General features: G+C 67.1%; 15 protein-coding genes and 1 riboswitch. Of the genes, 6 read left to right on the forward strand and 9 right to left on the reverse strand.

The window, feature by feature from the left end; translation table 11 throughout:
- The first annotated feature begins 17 nt into the window (after window positions 1–17).
- On the forward strand, window positions 18–845 hold the full coding sequence (locus ABIE45_RS25060) for a transglutaminase family protein (protein ID WP_192709014.1): 828 nt from the start codon (window positions 18–20) through the stop codon (window positions 843–845).
- A 44-nt stretch (window positions 846–889) separates the two neighbouring features.
- Window positions 890–1,642 (forward strand): peptidase, encoded by a 753-nt coding sequence (locus ABIE45_RS25065; protein WP_192709015.1) that lies wholly within the window; start codon window positions 890–892, stop codon window positions 1,640–1,642.
- A 3-nt stretch (window positions 1,643–1,645) separates the two neighbouring features.
- On the opposite strand, the gene ABIE45_RS25070 is transcribed toward ABIE45_RS25065, so the two are convergent.
- The 5 genes from ABIE45_RS25070 to thiO all read right to left on the reverse strand — a co-directional run bounded on the left by ABIE45_RS25070 (window position 1,646) and on the right by thiO (window position 6,453).
- The gene (locus ABIE45_RS25070) at window positions 1,646–3,316 is read right to left on the reverse strand and encodes an ATP-binding cassette domain-containing protein (RefSeq protein WP_192709016.1); all 1,671 of its coding nucleotides are present in this window, start codon (window positions 3,314–3,316) and stop codon (window positions 1,646–1,648) included.
- A gap of 209 nt (window positions 3,317–3,525) precedes the next feature.
- On the reverse strand, window positions 3,526–4,218 hold the full coding sequence (locus ABIE45_RS25075; RefSeq protein ID WP_192709017.1) for a thiamine phosphate synthase: 693 nt from the start codon (window positions 4,216–4,218) through the stop codon (window positions 3,526–3,528).
- A complete protein-coding gene (locus tag ABIE45_RS25080; protein ID WP_192709018.1) occupies window positions 4,215–5,018 on the reverse strand; it encodes a thiazole synthase in 804 nt (267 codons plus the stop codon). The genes ABIE45_RS25075 and ABIE45_RS25080 overlap by 4 nt, the downstream gene beginning before the upstream one ends.
- Before the next feature lie 2 nt (window positions 5,019–5,020).
- A complete protein-coding gene (gene thiS, locus ABIE45_RS25085) occupies window positions 5,021–5,233 on the reverse strand; it encodes a sulfur carrier protein ThiS (RefSeq protein WP_192709019.1) in 213 nt (70 codons plus the stop codon).
- Window positions 5,230–6,453: a glycine oxidase ThiO gene (thiO, locus tag ABIE45_RS25090; protein ID WP_192709020.1), complete on the reverse strand. Its 1,224-nt coding sequence runs from the start codon at window positions 6,451–6,453 to the stop codon at window positions 5,230–5,232. The genes thiS and thiO overlap by 4 nt, the downstream gene beginning before the upstream one ends.
- 64 nt (window positions 6,454–6,517) lie before the next feature.
- A riboswitch (TPP riboswitch) is annotated at window positions 6,518–6,646 on the reverse strand.
- A gap of 184 nt (window positions 6,647–6,830) precedes the next feature.
- On the opposite strand from thiO, the gene ABIE45_RS25095 reads away from it, so the two are divergent.
- The 3 genes from ABIE45_RS25095 (at window position 6,831) to ABIE45_RS25105 (ending at window position 10,307) form a co-directional block, all read left to right on the forward strand.
- Window positions 6,831–7,337 (forward strand): TIGR02281 family clan AA aspartic protease, encoded by a 507-nt coding sequence (locus ABIE45_RS25095; protein WP_373622622.1) that lies wholly within the window; start codon window positions 6,831–6,833, stop codon window positions 7,335–7,337.
- A 398-nt stretch (window positions 7,338–7,735) separates the two neighbouring features.
- Window positions 7,736–8,944, forward strand: coding sequence for a glycosyltransferase (locus tag ABIE45_RS25100; protein WP_373622623.1), 1,209 nt, complete (start codon window positions 7,736–7,738; stop codon window positions 8,942–8,944).
- A gap of 235 nt (window positions 8,945–9,179) precedes the next feature.
- Entirely contained in the window at window positions 9,180–10,307 is a 1,128-nt protein-coding gene (locus ABIE45_RS25105) for a glycosyltransferase (RefSeq protein ID WP_373622624.1), read from the forward strand.
- Between the two features lie 117 nt (window positions 10,308–10,424).
- Here ABIE45_RS25105 and ABIE45_RS25110 read toward each other — a convergent pair whose 3' ends face one another.
- The 4 genes from ABIE45_RS25110 to ABIE45_RS25125 form a co-directional block, all read right to left on the reverse strand.
- Window positions 10,425–11,684 carry an adenylate/guanylate cyclase domain-containing protein gene (locus ABIE45_RS25110; protein WP_192709022.1) on the reverse strand — a complete coding sequence of 420 codons (1,260 nt, stop codon included), beginning with the start codon at window positions 11,682–11,684 and terminating at the stop codon, window positions 10,425–10,427.
- Between the two features lie 78 nt (window positions 11,685–11,762).
- Window positions 11,763–13,742: an RNA polymerase sigma factor RpoD gene (gene rpoD, locus ABIE45_RS25115; protein WP_192709023.1), complete on the reverse strand. Its 1,980-nt coding sequence runs from the start codon at window positions 13,740–13,742 to the stop codon at window positions 11,763–11,765.
- A 197-nt stretch (window positions 13,743–13,939) separates the two neighbouring features.
- On the reverse strand, window positions 13,940–15,829 hold the full coding sequence (gene dnaG, locus ABIE45_RS25120; RefSeq protein WP_192709024.1) for a DNA primase: 1,890 nt from the start codon (window positions 15,827–15,829) through the stop codon (window positions 13,940–13,942).
- 105 nt (window positions 15,830–15,934) lie between these two features.
- Window positions 15,935–16,396, reverse strand: a complete 462-nt coding sequence (locus tag ABIE45_RS25125; RefSeq protein WP_192709025.1) for a GatB/YqeY domain-containing protein — start codon at window positions 16,394–16,396, stop codon at window positions 15,935–15,937.
- 192 nt (window positions 16,397–16,588) lie between these two features.
- Here ABIE45_RS25125 and carA point away from each other — a divergent pair, with 192 nt between their 5' ends.
- Window positions 16,589–17,821, forward strand: a complete 1,233-nt coding sequence (carA, locus tag ABIE45_RS25130; RefSeq protein ID WP_192709026.1) for a glutamine-hydrolyzing carbamoyl-phosphate synthase small subunit — start codon at window positions 16,589–16,591, stop codon at window positions 17,819–17,821.
- The last annotated feature ends 45 nt before the right edge of the window (window positions 17,822–17,866 follow it).

Here is a 17,866-nt window from a genome sequence, read left to right on the forward strand (position 1 = left end):
GACGGACGGGACAGCGCATGCGCATCCGCGTGGTTCACGAGACCATCTACACCTACGAGCAGCCGGCCCGCGGGCTGGTGCAGGTCCTGCGCCTGACGCCGCGCGACCATGACGGGCAGTACGTCCGCACGTGGCGGATCGACACCACCGTCGACGGTCGCCTGACCGCCCGCGAGGACGGTTTCGGCAACGTCGTCCACTGGTTCACGCCGGACGAGGCGGCTGACGCCCTCACCATCCGCGTCACCGGCGAGGTCGATACCGACGACACGAACGGCATCGTCCGCGGTACGGTCGAGCGCCTTCCGGATCAGTTCTACCTGCGCGACACGGACCTGTGCGCCGCGAGTCCGGAGCTGCACGCTTTCGCCGAGCGCGTCGCCACGGAGGGCGACGGCGCTGTCCTGGCCCTGCTTCACCGGCTGATGAGTGCGGTCCAGAACGCCGTCGCCTACGAGCCCGGTCCCGCGAGCAACGCGGTTCCGGCCGCCAAAGCGTTCGCGGCCGGCAGCGGCGTCTGCCAGGACCTCGCCCACGTGTTCATCGCCGCTGCGCGCCACATCGGCATCCCGGCCCGCTACGTCGCCGGCTACCGGGCCCGGGACGACGGCCAGGCGGATGTCGAGGCGCCCCACGGCTGGGTCGAGGCCCTGGTCCCGGACCTCGGCTGGGTCGCCTTCGACCCCTGCTACGACGTCAGTCCGGCGGACAATTACATCCGCGTCGCCACGGGTCTCGACTACCTCGGCGCGGCGCCGATCCGCGGCAGCCGCACCGGTGGTGGCACCGAGACACTGGACGTGAAGCTTCGGGTCGAGCAAGGCAGGGCCTCCGCTCAATCCTGATCGTTCAGACACCGGTCCGCCGACCGCACGAGGGCCCGAAGACGATGACCTACTGCGTCGGTGTCCTGGTCGAGGAAGGACTGGTCATGGTCGCCGATACCCGCACCAATGCGGGGCTCGACGACATCTCGACCTACCGCAAGCTCCACCATTTCAACGTGCCGGGCGAGCGGGTGATGATGCTCGCTTCGGCGGGCAACCTCTCGATCACCCAGTCGGTGCTCAGCCTGCTCCAGGAGGGCGTGCCCGGCGAGGAGGACGGCGAGCCGCCGCAGAAGCTCGTCGAGGCGCCGACCATGTTCCAGGCGGCGCAGCTGATCGGCCGGGCGATCCGGCGGGTACGATCGATCGAGAAGGATGGGTTCGAGGCCGCCAATATCCGGTTCTCGATCTCGCTGCTGTTCGGCGGTCAGATCGGGAACGGCGAGATGCGGCTGTACCTGATCTACTCGGCCGGCAATTTCATCGAGTGCAGCACCGACGCGCCGTTCCTCCAGATCGGCGAGCACAAATACGGCAAGCCGATCCTCGACCGGGCGGTGAGGTACACGACCGAGCTGTACGACGCCCTGAAGGTCAGCCTCGTCTCGATGGATTCGACCATGCGGTCGAACCTCGGCGTCGGCCTGCCGATCGACATCGCCCTGGCTCGCCGGAGCGCGCTGACGCTGGAGGTGAACCACCGGATCGAGGCCGGCGAGGGCTATTTCCACGACCTGCGCGAGCGCTGGTCGGCGGCGCTCCGGGCCGCGCACCGGGCCATTCCGCGCCCGCCATATGGGCCTTCGGAGAAGTAGCGCTCAAGCCGTCACCGTATTTCGGCCCTGAGTGCGATCGTGATCGGCCCAGAGCTTGGCGTAGACGGGCGCCGTACGCAGCAGCTCCTCGTGCCGGCCCGCGCCGACGAGGCGCCCCGCGTCCAGCACCAGGATGCGGTCGGCTTGGCGCGCCGCCGCGAGATGGTGGGTCACCAGGATCAGTAAGCGGTCCCGGCCCCAGGCGATCAGGTTACGCTCCAGCGCCAGCGCAGCCTCCGGATCGAGGAAGGCCGTCGGTTCGTCGAGGAGCGCGATCGGAGGATCGCGGACCACGGCGCGGGCGACGGAGAGGCGCTGGCGCTGCCCGCCCGATAGAGTTCGGCCCCCTTCGCCGAGGTCGGTCGCCAGCCCGTCCGGCAGGCACTCGATCAGGTCGCGCACCCCCGCGAAGCGCAAGGCCGCATCGAGCGCGTCAGGATCCGATCGTCTGGCCGCCAGATTGTCGTGCACGCTTCCGGAGAACAGCACTGTGTCCTGATCGACCGTGCCGATCCGGTTGCGGAGCCAGCGCGGATCGTAATCGCGTAGATCCGCCCCGCCGATCTCGACGCGGCCGGTGTACCCGCGCTGCAGGCCGAGCAGAATGCGCAGCAGGGTCGACTTCCCGGAGCCGTTGCGGCCGACAATCGCCACGACGCCGCGCTCAGGCAGCCTGACGCTCAAACTTTGAAGGGCCGGGCGCGCGGCGTTCGAATAGGTCAGCGAGACATCGGTAAACCGGATGCCACCTGGGCCGATGTGGCGGAGCGGCGGCATCCGCACCGCACGCTCGCGCGGTATATCGAGGAACTCGCCGATCTGCCGGAGCGCGACGCTCACCTCCTGGGTCATGCGCAGGATGTCGGCGCTGCTCATGAGCGGTCCGGTAATCCGGGCCGAGACCACTTGTATCGCCAGGAATTCCCCAACGGTCAGGTGACCGCCGTAGATGCGCCAGCAGCCGACGCCGGTCACGAGGAGCGTCATGGCGCGCGAGAAAGGCTGAGTTCGCTCACTGAAACGGCGCTGCCGGTTCATCAGAGTGTGCAGTTCCTTCAGCGCCCCATCCGTTACGACGCGCCAGCGTCGGAAGCGAGGCCCCTCCAGGGCCAGCGCCTTCACGGTGACCAAGCCGGTGACGGTCTCGGCGAGCGTCCCGTCGCGGACACTCAAGGCGTCATAGAAGGCCCGCGCCGTGCTGCGGATACCCATCATCTGGTTGCCCGACATCAAGATAATGGCCGGCACCGCGGCAAGCAGAGCGAAGCCGACGATCGGATCGTAGGACAGGACGAGGCCCAAGGAGACGAGGGCGCCCCCTGCATCGATCACCGTGTTGGGCAACTGGAACAGGATGAAGTCGCGGATCTTCGTGATCTGCTGGAAGTGGTTCAATACCTGACCGGATTGGAAGGCCGCCTCGTCGACGCGCACGCGCATCAGATGAACGAAGACCCGATGCGAAATCCTCCTATCCAGGAAGACGGCCAGATCGATGATGAGAGTTTGGCGCAGGGAGAACAACGCCACCTCCAGGCCAATCGATAGGACGGCGAGGATACTGAGGCCGACAAGGTGCAGATCGACTCGGCCGCCCACAACGGCATCGACGATCCGCTGTGTGGCGATTGGGAAGACCAAACCGGCGCCGTAGCCAGCCGCGATGGCAAGCATCAGGCGGATCGCCTGGCCTCGGCGAAGTGCCAGGGCGCGCGCTAGCCAGTGCCAGCCGAAGGTGGCTCGGTTAGCCTGCGGCGAAGCGTTACTCCGACTCATGTCGGGATGAAGGCATTTTTTCCGTGGCTTGGCGAGGCGGTCTGACGCAAGCAGAGCGATGGCAGGGCTACCCTGGAGCCCTCCATGAGGCCCGCTTCACGGTCACCTCAGGATGAAGGGGGGTGATGGGTCCCCAAAGGTGATGCACCCTCGCCATCTGGATTGCGCGGCGCTCGCTTCTCCCAGGCCTTCAGCAAGGCCCGCGCGGCTCCAGCCGGGTCGCCGGCGCGCATCAACCCGCCCATGATGGCGACGGCCGCCGCCCCGGCCCCCCGACACTCCGCGACCGCGTCGGATCCGATACCGCCGAGTGCCACCACCGGCAGACCCGCCCTCCGCGCGGTGACGATGCCCTCGGAACCGAGTGCCGGACCGTAACCGGGCTTGCTCGCAGTCGGAAAGATCGGGCTGAGCGTTACGTAATCGGCGCCGGCCGCCGCGACCTGCTCGACTTCCTGCGGCGCATGAGCGGACACGCCAATCAGCGCACCCGACCTTAGCGTGTGCCGCGCCGCCGCGATCGCTGCCGCGTCCGATCCGCCGCCGAGATGCACTCCGTCAGCGCCGAGCGCCCGGGCCAGGGCGACATCTCCCCCGATCGTCAGAACCCCGCCGGCCGCCCGCACGCGTTCGGCCACCGCTTCACCCAGGCGAAACCGCGCCTCCGGCTCCAGGTCGCGGTCGCGGAACCAGATCCACCGCCCGCCTCCGTCGAGGATCGCCTGCACGGTCTCAACGAGCGGCCGCGGATGCCCGTGCCGGTCCGTCACCGCCAGCAGCGGCGACGGCAGCGCCTTCACGAGCCGACGAGGCCGAGCTGCGGGCTCGACGGCTCGGCCCGGCCGCGGCAGGGAATCCGCCCGGCCAGATGCGCGTCGCGCCCAGCCTCCACCGCCCGGCCCATCGCGCGGGCCATCCTCACCGGATCGTCGGCCTTGGCGATTGCGGTGTTGATCAGGCAGGCGGAGGCGCCGAGTTCCAGGGCGATCACCGCATCGGACGCGGTGCCGATCCCGGCATCGACCACCACCGGCACCTTCGCCCGGCGGCAGATCAGCTCGAGATTGGCCGGGTTGGCGACGCCCATCCCAGAGCCGATCAGCGAGCCCATCGGCATCACGGCGGCGCAACCGAGATCCTCTAGGCGCTGGCAGATGATCGGGTCGTCGTTGCAGTAGGGCAGGACCACAAAGCCATCGTCCACGAGGTGGCGGCAGGCCTCGATCAGCTCGGTGACGTCCGGGTAGAGCGTCTCCCGGTCGCCGATCACCTCGACCTTGATCCAGTTGGTGTCGAGCGCCTCGCGGGCGAGCTCGGCGGTCATGATCGCGTCGCGGGCCGTCTCGCAGCCCGCGGTGTTCGGCAGGAAACGCTTGCCCTTCAGGATTTTGACCGTGTCCGAGCCGTGTCCCTGGAGCGAGACCCGGCGGATCGAGGCGGTGACCACGTCGGCGCCGCTCGCCTCGACGGCGTCGCGCATGATCGCCTGGGTCGGGTAGCCGGCGGTGCCGATGAACAGCCGGGACGACAGCCTCACCCCGGCGATGGTCAGGCCGTCGTCCCCGCTTTCCGGGCGCAGCGGCGTAAGTATCTGGTCCATGCTCAACCTCCCTGCATGGCGCGGACGATCTCGACACGGTCGCCGTCCGCGACCGGGGTCTCGCCCCAGTCCCGGCGGCGCAGCACCCGGCCGTTCAGCGCGATGGCGACGCCCTGCGGGCTCTCGATCCCGCTCTCCTCCGCCTCCAGACGGAACAGGGCGTCCACGGTTTCGGCAGCGCATTCGCGCGGCTCGCCGTTGACGAAGAGCCTCATGCCGAAACCCTCCGGGGCTCGGGGCGGCCGAACCGCGCAAGGGTGAACGGCCGGGCGACCTCCGGCAGCACGCCGTCCGTCACCAGACCGGCAATGGCGTCGGCGGTGATCGGGGCAAGCAGGTAGCCGTTGCGGTGATGGCCCGTCGCGGCGACGAGCCCGGGGGCGATCACGTCGAGGATCGGCGCGTCGTCGTCCGAGGTGGGGCGGTAGCCGCTCCAGACGGCGTCGACCTCCATCTCCTCGATCCCCGGCAGCACCCGTCGTGCGCCCTCCAGCAGGGCGTAGAGGCCGCCCGCGGTGACGCCCGGCCGGAAACCGCAATCCTCCACGGTAGCGCCGACGATGAGCTGGCCGTCGCTCTTCGGCGCCATGTGGACCTGCTCGGTCCAGATCATCCGGCCAAGCGTGCCGGTGCGCGGGGTGGTGCGCAGGGCCAGGGACTGGCCCTTGAGCGGCCGGACTGGCAGGGTGAGCCCCTCCGGCAGCAAGCTGCCCTCACCGCTCCAGGCACCGGAGGCCAGCACCACGGTCTCAGCCGCGACACCGCGATCCCCGGCCCGGACGCCAGCGACACGGCCGGCCGACCAGTCGAGGGCGCTGACGGGGGTCCGCTCCGCCAAAATTACGCCGGCCCGACGGCAGGCCTCGGTGAGGGCGTCCATGACCAAACGGGGATCGACTTGGTGATCCAACGGACAGTGGATCCCGGCGGTGACCGAGGGGCGCAGGCCGGGCTCCAGCCGCCGCACCTCGCTGCCCGGCAGCCAAGTCGCGTCGAGCCCCGACCGGCGCTGCAGATCGAAGCGGAAGCGCAGGCGCTCGACCTCGTCGCGGCCGACCGCCAGGACCAGGGTGCCATCGGGGCGGTAATCGATCGCGCGGCCGGACTCGGCTTCCAGCGCATCGCGGAACTCCGGCCAGAGCCGAAGGGATGCCAAGGCGAGCGGCAGCAGCGGGTCGGATCCGGGCTCGTGCTCCGCGGCGGGAGCCAGCATGCCGGTAGCCGCGAGGCTCGCGCCCGCGCCAATCGTGTCCTGCTCCAGCACGGTCACGGCGCGGCCCGCCCGGGCGAGCCGCCACGCGATCGACAGGCCGATCAGCCCGCCGCCGATGACGGCGACGTCGGTCCGCGCCGGCAGGGCCGTGGGCGCGACACCGCCGTCGGGACTGCGGCGGCGGCCGATCGGTGAGGCAGGGCGTTCGAGGGGCACGGGCATCTCCGCGGATTGCCGTCGCGGGAACCGGGCCGTGTGCTTCGGTGAGAAGCTGTGGCCTGCCTTTCGGGCGGCCGCGGTCCAATCCCTACGCCGGTATGAGCCGGATCAGGTTCGAAGGATTTCCGCGCCGCAGGTCCTGACGGACGTGCCAGCGGTTTCTCAGCCCCTTGCCGGGGATCTCCCTGGAACGGGGATAGATTTGGTCGCCCGCGCCGCATCGGTCAACCCCGCCGCCAATCGGCATCACCCGGCGGACGGACATTCCTCGGACGCAGTCACCGCCCGGATACCAAGCCGGACGAAATCCGGCTGCCGGGCACCGGCCCTTCACGGATCCGGGCAAGAATTCATCACTCTGTAGGGCCGGGGCGGGAAGCGTGCGCACATTCGTGGTCGTCTGCACGATTGGCTTCCTGTCGGTGACGGCTTTCCAGAAGCTGCGCGAGCGGATCCGCTCGGATCCGGCTGCGCCGGCCTCCACCGCGGCAACGACGCCGGTTCCCGACGGCGCGGTGGCCGGCGTTGCGCTTCACGCCGGGCGCAACGGCCACTTCTTCGTGAATGCCCTGATAGACGGTCGCGCCCTAGCGATGATGGTCGATACCGGCGCGAGCTCCTGCGCTTTCTCGGAGGAGGATGCCGAGCGGATCGGGATCCGCGTCCGTGCGGGCGATTTCAGCCGTGTCTGGAACACCGCGAACGGGACGGTTCGCGTGGCGCCGATCCGGATCTCCGTCCTGCAGGTCGGTTCGATCATCGTGCGGGACGTGGACGCGGTGGTGATTCCGCGTGGGCGTCTCAGCACGAGCCTGCTCGGCATGTCGTTCCTGAAGCGCCTGCGCGACTTCACCGTCAGCGGCGGCACGATGACCCTGCGGGGCTGAGGCGTCACCGAGGCCCGTACCGACACCGCGCCCGGATGCCTCTGGCAGACCGTCGGCCGAGGGAATCCGGCGCGCCGCCGCGTGGGCCATAATCGAAGCGAACGCCTGCAACCCGGACCGGCCACACCCAGGCCAGATCGCAGTGGCGCCTGCGTATGCCGCGCTGCGCCATTTGGCCCGGAAAGGAAGCTTGTTTGCCGTCGCGCTCGCAAACGCGCATTATTTAGATCGCCATATCTCAGTATAGCAAGTTTAAAAATTCATGATTGTTCTAGCGGTTGATGACCAAATCGATTGTATCTAGCAGATTGTTCTAATCTTAGGTTCCTTGCAAACTGACAAGCTGTTTCTGATCCTTGCGAGGTCACTTTGTGGCTACCTAATTTAATGCTACGCACGTGGTCACTGTTCGAACAGTCATTCTTATAAGCTTGAAATTCGTTGCCATGAACACTTTGTGTCAGACCATCTGTTTGTCGATAATCGTCAAGAATGAAGCACATGTCATACGACGGTGTCTCGATTCTGTTCGGCCGTTCATCGATTATTGGATTATCGTTGATACCGGATCGACGGACGGGACGCAGGACGTCATCCGAGCGGCGATGGCCGATTGTCCGGGTCGACTCGTGGAGCGCCCGTGGGTCGACTTCGCCTTCAATCGGACCGAGGCGCTGAAACTCGCGCGTCCGCACGCCGACTACACACTGATCATCGACGCCGACGATGAGCTTATCGTTCCGAAAGGCTTCGTTTTGCCGAAGCTCTCGGAAGCGGGGTATATGTTTACAATCTTAGACGGGGCAACAAAATATTTTAGAATACAGATGATAAACAACGGTTTTAACTGGCATTATCGCGGTGTGGTCCACGAATTTTTGGAATGTGCGGGGAATCCAGGCACGCCGATGCTGCCGTTATCTATGCGCCGCGGCGACGACGGTGCGCGTCACCAAGATGAAATGTCAGAATATCGCGACTTGATGACCATGGAGAAGGCACTTTCCGTTGAGACCGACCCCTTCATGATCTCACGGTACACCTTCTATCTGGCGAGATCCTACCGTGATGTTGGTGATCTTGCTAAGGCTCTCCAGTTTTATCTAAAGCGAGCTGATCTCGGATATTGGATGGAAGAGGTATACCTCAGTCTGCTTAACGCCGCCCTTATCGTGGAAACGCTGGGTAGGCCCGGGGAGGAAATTTTGACGGTCTATGATCGTGCAATCTCCGTCTGTCCCGCGCGCGCCGAGGCGCGCCACGCCGCCAGCCGGTATTGCAGGATCACGGGCAACTTCGCTGCCGGGTACCGCTATGCCGAGGCCGGCGTGGTGCTGCCAATGCCCAGCGAAGGGCTATCCCTGAATCCGTGGGTGTATGCATACGGTTTGCGAGATGAATTGGCGTTTCACGCTTATCACACAGGGCAATTTCGAGTTTGTCTGTCCGTGTGCCTGAGCATACTTGAGCAATCAGAAGTTCCCGAGGAGGTTCGCTCGCGCGTTTGCACCTTGGCCCGACAGTCACTCGCCACCATGATCGACCCGGTCTGGGGGCTCCAGCACTCTGCTTACAGGTCGGAACTCACGCCTGTTTGGCAAGGATGAGCACGCCAAGCGGCGTCAACGCGGGTCAATCGAATCCAAGTGCAGCACCGAAGGTTCCGCACCAGTCTGGGTCGATCCAGCCTGCGTATTTCACGCGCCAACCCCAGCCTCACACCGTTCCGCGTCACGCAATTTTGGTGACGCAGGCGGCTTTTCACAATGTCTGTGCGCGCCACTCTAGAGCGATCGGCTTCAAATCGATATGAACAGCTTTGGACAAACGATTTGTCTGTCGATGATTGTCAAGAACGAGGCTGATGTCATCCGTAGATGCTTAGCTTCTGTTCGGACTCTCATTGATCACTGGGTGATCGTAGACACCGGATCGACCGATGGGACGCAGGATGTCATCCGGGCAGCGTTGGCCGATCTGCCCGGTGCTCTCGTAGAGCGACCGTGGGTCGATTTCGCCTTCAACCGGACCGAGGCTTTGACGCTGGCGCGTCCGCACGCGGATTATGCACTGATCATCGACGCCGATGACGAACTGATTGATGCGCAACGGTTCGTCATGCCCAAGCTCACCGAGGCCGGGTACAAACTCGAAATTTTGGATGGAGCCACGCGATACTGGCGGACACAACTCGTCGACAACCGGAAGGACTGGCGTTACCGCGGCGTTCTGCACGAATTTCTGCAATGCCCTGGAAATCCCAGTCTGACGACCCTGCCGCTGGCGATGCGTCGCGGCAATGATGGGGCGCGGCATCGCGATGACGGGACCGAGTCGCGCGACATCGCTATGCTGGAAGATGCCCTGGCCGTCGAGGACGATCCCTTCATGGTCGCCCGATACACGTTCTATCTGGCGAACTCGTATCGAGACGGCGGAGAGCCCCGCAAGGCCGTAGAGTATTATCTGAAGAGAGCCGATCTAGGGTATTGGAACGAAGAGATTTACATCGGATTGCTGTGCGCTGCCGACATCATGGAGGCTTTGAACGAGCCCGAAGATGCTGTGCTGGCCCTGTACGATCGAATGATCCCGATCTGCCCGGCGCGGGCGGAAGCGCGGCTCGGCGCCAGCCGTTTTTGCAGACGGAGAAGGAAGTTCGCCGTCGGGTATCGATACGCTGAAGCGGGGCTTGCCCTGCCGCTACCGGCTGAGGGGATCTCCCTGCATCCGTGGGTATACAGCTACGGGCTGCGGGAGGAATGTTCTGCTCATGCCTTCCACACGGGTCAGCTTCGCGCCTGCTTGTCGGCCTGTCTCGACATCCTGGAACAGCCGGACGTTCCTGAGGATGTTCTATCACGGACGAGCGCGCTCGCGCGTCAAGCCCTCGCCGGGATGATCGATCCGGCCTGGGGCTGTCAGCCGTCATCCTACCGGTCGGCCTTCCTCCCGTCCTGGCACTTATGAGAGCCTGGAACCCGGCGCCGCACGTGCGTGCAGATTGCGCCGCGTCCCAGAGCCGCTCTCTCCTCTGCTCGGTTCGGAGGGCGGTTCCGGCCGATGATCCGGTCGTCGCGTCGACCGTCAGTTCGGCTTGCGCGGGCGCAGGAACTTGGGGCGGAACACCGCCATGGGCTCCGCGAAGCCGTTCAGCTGGTGCTCGCCGAGGGGGATCGGATCGCCCCAGAGGAAATCCACGAACGGCTTCGACATCAGCAGCGGCTCGCCGAGGATGCGGTTCAGCTGCGCGAGGCGGCTCGCGAGGTTCACGTCGCGCCCGATCACCGTGAAGTCCAGCCGCGAGCCCGAGCCGACATTGCCGTAGGCCGCCTCGCCGTGATGGAGCGCGATGCCGGCGGCCACCGGGACCGGGAATTGGTGCAGGGCATTGGCCTCGTCGAGGGCCGCCAGGGCGTGCTGGGCAGCCGTGAGCGCACCCTTGGCGGCGCCACCGAGATCGTCGCCGGACTCACGGAAGATCGCCAGCAGGCCGTCGCCGAGGTACTTCAGCACCTCGCCGCCTTCCCGCTCGATCGGCGGCACGAGGCAGTCGAAGAACACGTTGAGCAGGCCGACCGCCTCCTCGGGGGTCATGTCGGCCGAGGTCCGGGTGTAGTCGCGCATGTCGGCGAACAGGATCGCCGAGCGGATCCGCGTGACCTGACCCCGGCGGATGTCCCCCGCCAGGATCGCGCGGTGCGGCTCGTCGCCGACGTAGAGCCGCAGGACGTGGTCGAGCTGCTTGTTGAGGACCCTCATCTCCGCCACCGCGGCGAGGGCCGGCATCACGAAGCGCAGGATCGCGATATCGTCCTCACCGAAGCCCTCCGGCGCGCGGGTGGCGAAGGTGATGCCGTTCTTGGTGCCGTTGGTGAAGAACAGCGGCGCCACGACGTAGTGCGTGTAGCCGCCCGCCTTCAGGTCCGGGATGATCGCGTAGGCGTCGTCCGGCGTCTCGGAGAGGTCGAGGATCAGCCACTCCCCGGTTTCGTGGACCGTGTGAAATGGGCTGTTGAGATAGGCGTCCGTCGAGCGGGCGCCGTGCGGGAACAGCCGCACGGAGGTACCGCCGTCCCGGGTCCAGATCCGGCCGACGCCGGCATATTCCGAGTGCAGGGTGTCGATCGCCGTGGAGGCGCGGTCCACCGGCACGCCGATGGCGATCAGCCGCTCGGCAAGGCCGGCGAGCATCTCCTCGGCGTTGGGCATCCGAGCCCCCTCGCCGAGCAGCCAGTCGCGGATGCCCACGGAGGGCTGGAGCGCGCCGAAGGGCACGTCGTCGGCCTCCGAGCCATCCGCGAAGGCCGTCGGCGATCCGGGCGTTGGCGGGCGGCGTTCGAGCATGGCGCCAGATTGGATGCCGCGGAGCGCCGTGGCAACGCGGTAAGCGGGAGAGCACCGCGGCCGGAGCCGCGGCGGGGCTCAGTTGTCCAGGAAGCTCCTGAGCTTCCGGCTGCGCGACGGGTGCTTCAGCTTGCGCAGTGCCTTCGCCTCGATCTGACGGATGCGCTCGCGGGTCACCGAGAATTGCTGGCCGACCTCCTCGAGGGTGTGGTCGGTGTTCATGCCGATGCCGAAGCGCATCCGCAGCACGCGCTCCTCGCGCGGGGTCAGCGAGGCGAGCACCCGCGTGGTGGTCTCGCGCAGATTGGACTGGATCGCCGCGTCGATCGGGAGGACGACGTTCTTGTCCTCGATGAAGTCACCGAGGTGGCTGTCCTCCTCGTCGCCGATCGGCGTCTCGAGAGAGATCGGCTCCTTGGCGATCTTCAGGACCTTGCGGACCTTCTCCAGCGGCATCGCCAGCTTCTCGGCCAACTCCTCCGGGGTCGGCTCGCGGCCGATCTCGTGCAGCATCTGGCGCGAGGTCCGGACGATCTTGTTGATCGTCTCGATCATGTGCACCGGGATGCGGATCGTGCGCGCCTGGTCGGCGATCGAGCGGGTGATCGCCTGCCGGATCCACCACGTGGCGTAGGTCGAGAACTTGTAGCCGCGCCGGTACTCGAACTTGTCGACCGCCTTCATCAGGCCGATGTTGCCCTCCTGGATCAGGTCCAGGAACTGCAGGCCGCGGTTCGTGTACTTCTTGGCGATCGAGATCACGAGGCGCAGGTTCGCCTCGATCATCTCCTTCTTGGCCTGCCGGGCCTCGCGCTCGCCCTTCTGGACCATGTTGACGATGCGGCGGTACTCGCCAATCTCCAGACCCGTCTCGGAGGCGAGGTCGAGGATCTGCGCGCGTAGCTCGGCGACCTGCTTCGAGCCGCGCTCGACCAGGTTCTTCCAGCCCTTGCCGCCCAGCGTGCCGACGCGCTCCATCCAGTTCGGATCGAGCTCGTAGCCCTGGTAGTGGCGAAGGAACTCGTCGCGGGCCACGCCGTGGCTCTCGGCGTAGCGCATCAGCCGGCCCTCGTGGCCGATCAGCTGCTTGTTGATCGAGTAGAGCTGGCCGACCAGCGCCTCGATGCGGTTGTTGTTAAGCGACAGCGACTTCACGTCGGCGACGACGGTGTCCTTCAGCTCGATCTGCTTCTGGTCCTGCGCCGGGGTGTTCTTCTCGCCCGCGGCCTTCCGCTCCGTGCCCTCGGTCTGCGACTTGCGCAGCTTGCGGTAATTGGCGGCGATCGCGTCGAAGGTCTCCAGGACCCGCGGCTTGATCTCGGCTTCCATCGCGGCGAGCGAGACGTTGTTCTCGAGGTCGTCCTCGTCGTCGCCGCCCTCCGGGGGCGCCGGCGGCTCGCCGTCCTCGGATTCCTCGCCCTCGGCGATCTGCGGCGCGTTCTTGCCGTCCGGACCCGCGTAGGTCGCCTCAAGGTCAATGATGTCGCGCAGGAGGACCTTGCCCTCCACGAGCTCGTCCCGCCAGATGATGATCGCCTGGAAGGTCAGCGGGCTCTCACAGAGGCCCGCGATCATCGCCTCGCGGCCGGCCTCGATGCGCTTGGCAATGGCGATCTCGCCCTCGCGCGACAGGAGCTCCACCGAGCCCATCTCGCGCAGGTACATGCGCACCGGGTCGTCGGTGCGGTCGGTCGGCTCCTTGGTGGTCGTCGTCACCGCGACGGCGCGCGCGGGCGCGACCTCGGCGACTTCGCCGCCTTCGGCCTCCTCTTCCTCGCCCTCGGCAGCCTTCTCGCCGGCCGCCTCATCGGTCTCCTCGGCTTCGACGACGTTGATGCCCATCTCGGAGAGCTGCGACAGCACGTCCTCAAGCTGGTCCGGATCGGACTGGCCCTCGGGCAGAACCTCGTTGACCTCTTCGTAGGTCACGTAGCCGCGCTTCTTGGCGAGCTTGACCATCCGCTTGACCGAAGCATCCGTCAGGTCGAGGAGCGGCCCGTCGGTCTGCTGCTCGGGGGCAGCGTCCGTCTCGTCCCGTTCCGTTGCCTTCGTCGCCATGATCAGCCTATTGTTTCGCGTGCGGCGCGCCGCGGAGGCCCAGGGAGGCCGCTCCACGCCGGCAGCGCCGCTATATGAGAACGGCGCCGGATCGCTCCAGTCGCCTTGAGTCGTCGGTTTCCGTATGCAAGCCCGAGGCTTGACCGATTGTTAACTATGGCGGGATTTCGCCCGCCGCCACCGCCATTGCACAGCGATCACGCGGCCGTCGAGTCGCTCGACACCGGGACGTCGGCCTCAGCCTCGGCGGCGATGACGGTTTCCAGCCTCGCCTTCACTTCGCAGAGCCATGCCCATCCGGCATCGGTCGGATCGTTCTCAAACGCCTGCCGTGCTTCGCGAAGTTCGCTATGTAGCGCTCCTGCCTGCCGGTGCAAGATCATCGCCTGTCGGAGCGCGTCTGCGCGGAGTGCGGGGTCGGCATGCGGAGCCAGCGTCGTGCGGTCCCGAGAGCGTGCGAGCGCGAGGATTCTGTCGGCCGCAGCTGCGAGTCCGGCGCGGTTGATGCGGTTCTGCAACACTTCAGGCGCCGTCCGCTCGTCCTCGGCCGCGCAGGCCAGCAGGACCGACAGCAGCCCCCGGGCGTCCGGATCCTCGAAGTCGAGTTCGGCGATCTCCTCGCCGAATTCGGTTATCATCTCGGGATGCGCCAGCAGGGTGCCGACGATCACCGCCTCGCGCACCGGGGCGGCGCCGGTGAAGCCCGCGGACGCGGTCACCGACGGGCTTGGGCTGCCGGTGATACGCGGCGATACCGGCTCGCCGGGCCGGACGAAACGCGGTCGGCCGCGGGGGCTCGGCCCGGCGGCGCGGGCGCTGCGGGGCGACAGGCCGCGCAGGCGCTCCTCGATGTCGTCGCGATAGTAGCGGCGCACGGTCTCGTCGCGGATCGTCGCCACGGTGGTGCGCAGCGTCTGCGTCAGTCCGGCTCGCCGCTCTGGCGTATCGACCGGCCCGGCCTCGACGGCGCGCCGCCACAGCAGCTCGGAGAGCGGCAGGGCCGCCGCCAGCACCTGATCGATCGCCGCGGGGCCGCCTGAGCGCAGCAGGTCGTCGGGATCCTGACCGCCCGGCAGGAGCGCGATCCGGAGGGAGCGGCCCGGTTCGAGGAGCGGCAGCGCGAGGTCGAGGGCGCGAAACGCCGCCCGCTGTCCGGCTTTGTCGCCGTCGAAGCAGAGGATCGGCTCATCGGCATGGCGCCAGAGCAGGCCGAGCTGCTCTTCCGTGAGCGCCGTACCGAGAGGCGCGACCGTCTCGGGATGGCCGGCGAGCGTCATGGCGATGACGTCGACATAGCCCTCGACCGCAATGATCGAGCTCCGCTCGTGCGCGGCCTTGCGGGCGCCGTGGAGGTTGTAGAGCGTGCGACCCTTGTGGAAGAGCGGTGTCTCGGGCGAGTTCAGGTACTTGGCGCGCACATCCTTCGAGAGCGCCCGCCCTCCGAAAGCCACGACCCGGCCGCGCGTGTCGGTGATCGGAAACATGACCCGGTCGCGAAAATAATCGTACGGGACCGAGACGCCCTCCCCGGTCGCCAGCAGCCCCATCTCGAGCATGAGGCCCTTCTCGACGCCTTGCCCGGCCAGATGATCGCGCAGGGCGTAGCGGTCGTTCGGCGCGTAGCCGAGCCGGAACTTCTCCTGGATCTCGCGCCCGAGGGCCCGGCGTTCCAGATAGGCGCGCGCCTCGCTGCCCTGCCCGGATTGGAGCCGGTCCTCGAACCAGCGAGCGGCCATCTCCATCACCTCGATGGCGCCGGCGCGCTTAGTCTCGGCGGCGCGGCTATCCTCAGTCGGTGCGGGCAGGCTGACGCCCGCCTCCCCGGCCAGCCGCTCCACGGCCTCCGGGAAGCTCAGGCCTTCCGTCTCCATCAGGAAGGTGAAGATGTCGCCGTGCTTGGAGGAGGAGAAGCAGTGGTAGAACTGCTTCTGGTCGTTCACGTAGAAGGACGGCGTCTTCTCGGCGTTGAACGGCGACAGGCCGCGCCATTCCCGGCCGGCCTTCTTGAGCTGCACGCGCCGCCCCACCACCGACGAGGCCGGCAGCCGGGCACGAATCTCTTCCAGGATATGGGGCGGGTAGCGCACGGGGCCTGGGAGGGTTTGCGGGACCGCCGAGTATAGCGTGCCGGCCGTGTCGGAGTCCCGGCAGCGTCCGCCAGCTTCAAAGCGCCGGGGATTATGGGGACAGCCTCAGCCCTTCGCGGCCAGAGCCGCCTTCACCAGCCCGCTCGCCTTGCCGAAATCCATCCGGCCCGCGAACTGGCCCTTCAGGGCGGCGATCACCTTGCCCATGTCCTTCGGGCCGGCGGCGCCGGTCTCCGCGATCGCCGCCTCGATGGCGGCCTGCGTCTCGGCCTCGTCCATCTGCTTCGGCAGGAAGCTCTCGATGATCGCGATCTCGGCGCGCTCGTTGGCGGCGAGTTCCGGGCGGCCGCCCTGCTCGTAGACGGCGGCCGATTCGGTGCGCTGCTTGATCATCTTCTGGAGCAGCGACAGGATCTCCTCATCGGAGGCCGGCTCCTTGCCGAGGCCCCGCGCCTCGATATCCTTGTCCTTGAGGGCAGCCTGGATCATCCGCACTGTGGCGAGCCTGCCCTTGTCGCCGGCCTTCATGGCCTCCTTCATCTCGGTGGTGAAGCGGGCGCGCAGCATCTGGGTGAACCTTCCAACGGTCGAAACGAAGGGCTGGCCTGCGATTTGCGGGTGTTGAGCCCTGAGGGAAGCGAGGCCACATTGACCCCATCGCGGGCCGCTCGCTAAGAGCGCCGCACACGATCATGCCGCAAGCCGAGAGCGCCGCAACCCGGCGCCCGCCTTCGGCCGGACATAAGCGAGACTCACCCGATGCTGCAAGACGCCGCCGCGCATGCCCCCGAGGCTCGGGCTCCCGAGCCCTGGGCCGAACCCGTCGCGACGGCTCTGCTGGTGCTCGCCGACGGTACCATCCTGGAGGGCTTTGGCATCGGGCAGACCGGAATCGCCGACGGCGAGGTCTGCTTCAACACGGCCATGACCGGCTATCAGGAGATCCTGACCGACCCGTCTTATGCTGGGCAGATCGTCACCTTCACCTTCCCGCATATCGGCAATGTCGGCACCAACGACGAGGATCTGGAGAGCCTGGAGGCGGCACCCGCCTCGGGCGTCCGCGGCACGGTGATCGCCTCGGCGGTGACGAAGCCGTCGAGCTGGCGCTCGTCCTCGCATCTCGACGGCTGGCTCAAGGCCCGCGGCATCGTCGGCATCACCGGCGTCGACACAAGGGCGCTCACCGCCCGCATCCGCGACATGGGCATGCCTAACGCGGTGATCGCCAACGATCCCCAGGGCCAATTCGACCGCGAGGCCCTGAAAGCCCGCGCCGCGGCGCTCGCGCCGATGGAAGGCCTCGACCTCGTGCCGCCGGTGACCAGCCGCGCGCCGTCGGAATGGTCCGAGACCGTCTGGGCGCTCGGCAACGGCTACGGGAAGCGTGCGCCCGGCGAGGGTCTGAAGGTCGTCGCCATCGATTACGGGGTGAAGCGCAACATCCTGCGGCTGCTTGCTCAGGCCGGCTGCGACGTCACCGTGGTACCGGCGACCACGACGGCCGACGAGATCCTGGCGATGAAGCCGGACGGGGTGTTCCTGTCGAACGGCCCCGGCGACCCGGCGGCCACCGGCGCCTACGCGGTTCCGGTGATCCGCAAGCTGCTGGATGAGAAGGTGCCGACCTTCGGCATCTGCCTCGGCCACCAGCTCATGGGCCTCGCCCTCGGCGGCCGGACCGTGAAGATGGGCCAGGGCCATCACGGCGCGAATCACCCGGTGAAGGACAAGACCACCGGCAAGGTCGAGATCGTCTCGATGAACCACGGCTTCGCGGTGGATCCGAACAGCCTGCCGGACTCGGCCGTGGAGACGCACGTCTCCTTGTTCGACGGCTCGAATTGCGGCCTCACGCTGACAGACCGCCCGGCCTTCTCGGTGCAGCACCATCCGGAAGCCTCGCCCGGCCCGCGTGACAGCCACTACCTGTTCGAGCGGTTCGTGACCCTGATGCGCTCCGGCGAGCCGGAGACTACGAAGGGCGCCTGACGCCGGACCCCAATCGAGCCGCGCCGAGGCCATAAAATCCGCCAG

It is taken from the genome of Methylobacterium sp. OAE515 (assembly GCF_041806315.1).
In the GTDB taxonomy this organism is placed as follows: Bacteria; Pseudomonadota; Alphaproteobacteria; order Rhizobiales; family Beijerinckiaceae; genus Methylobacterium; species Methylobacterium tardum.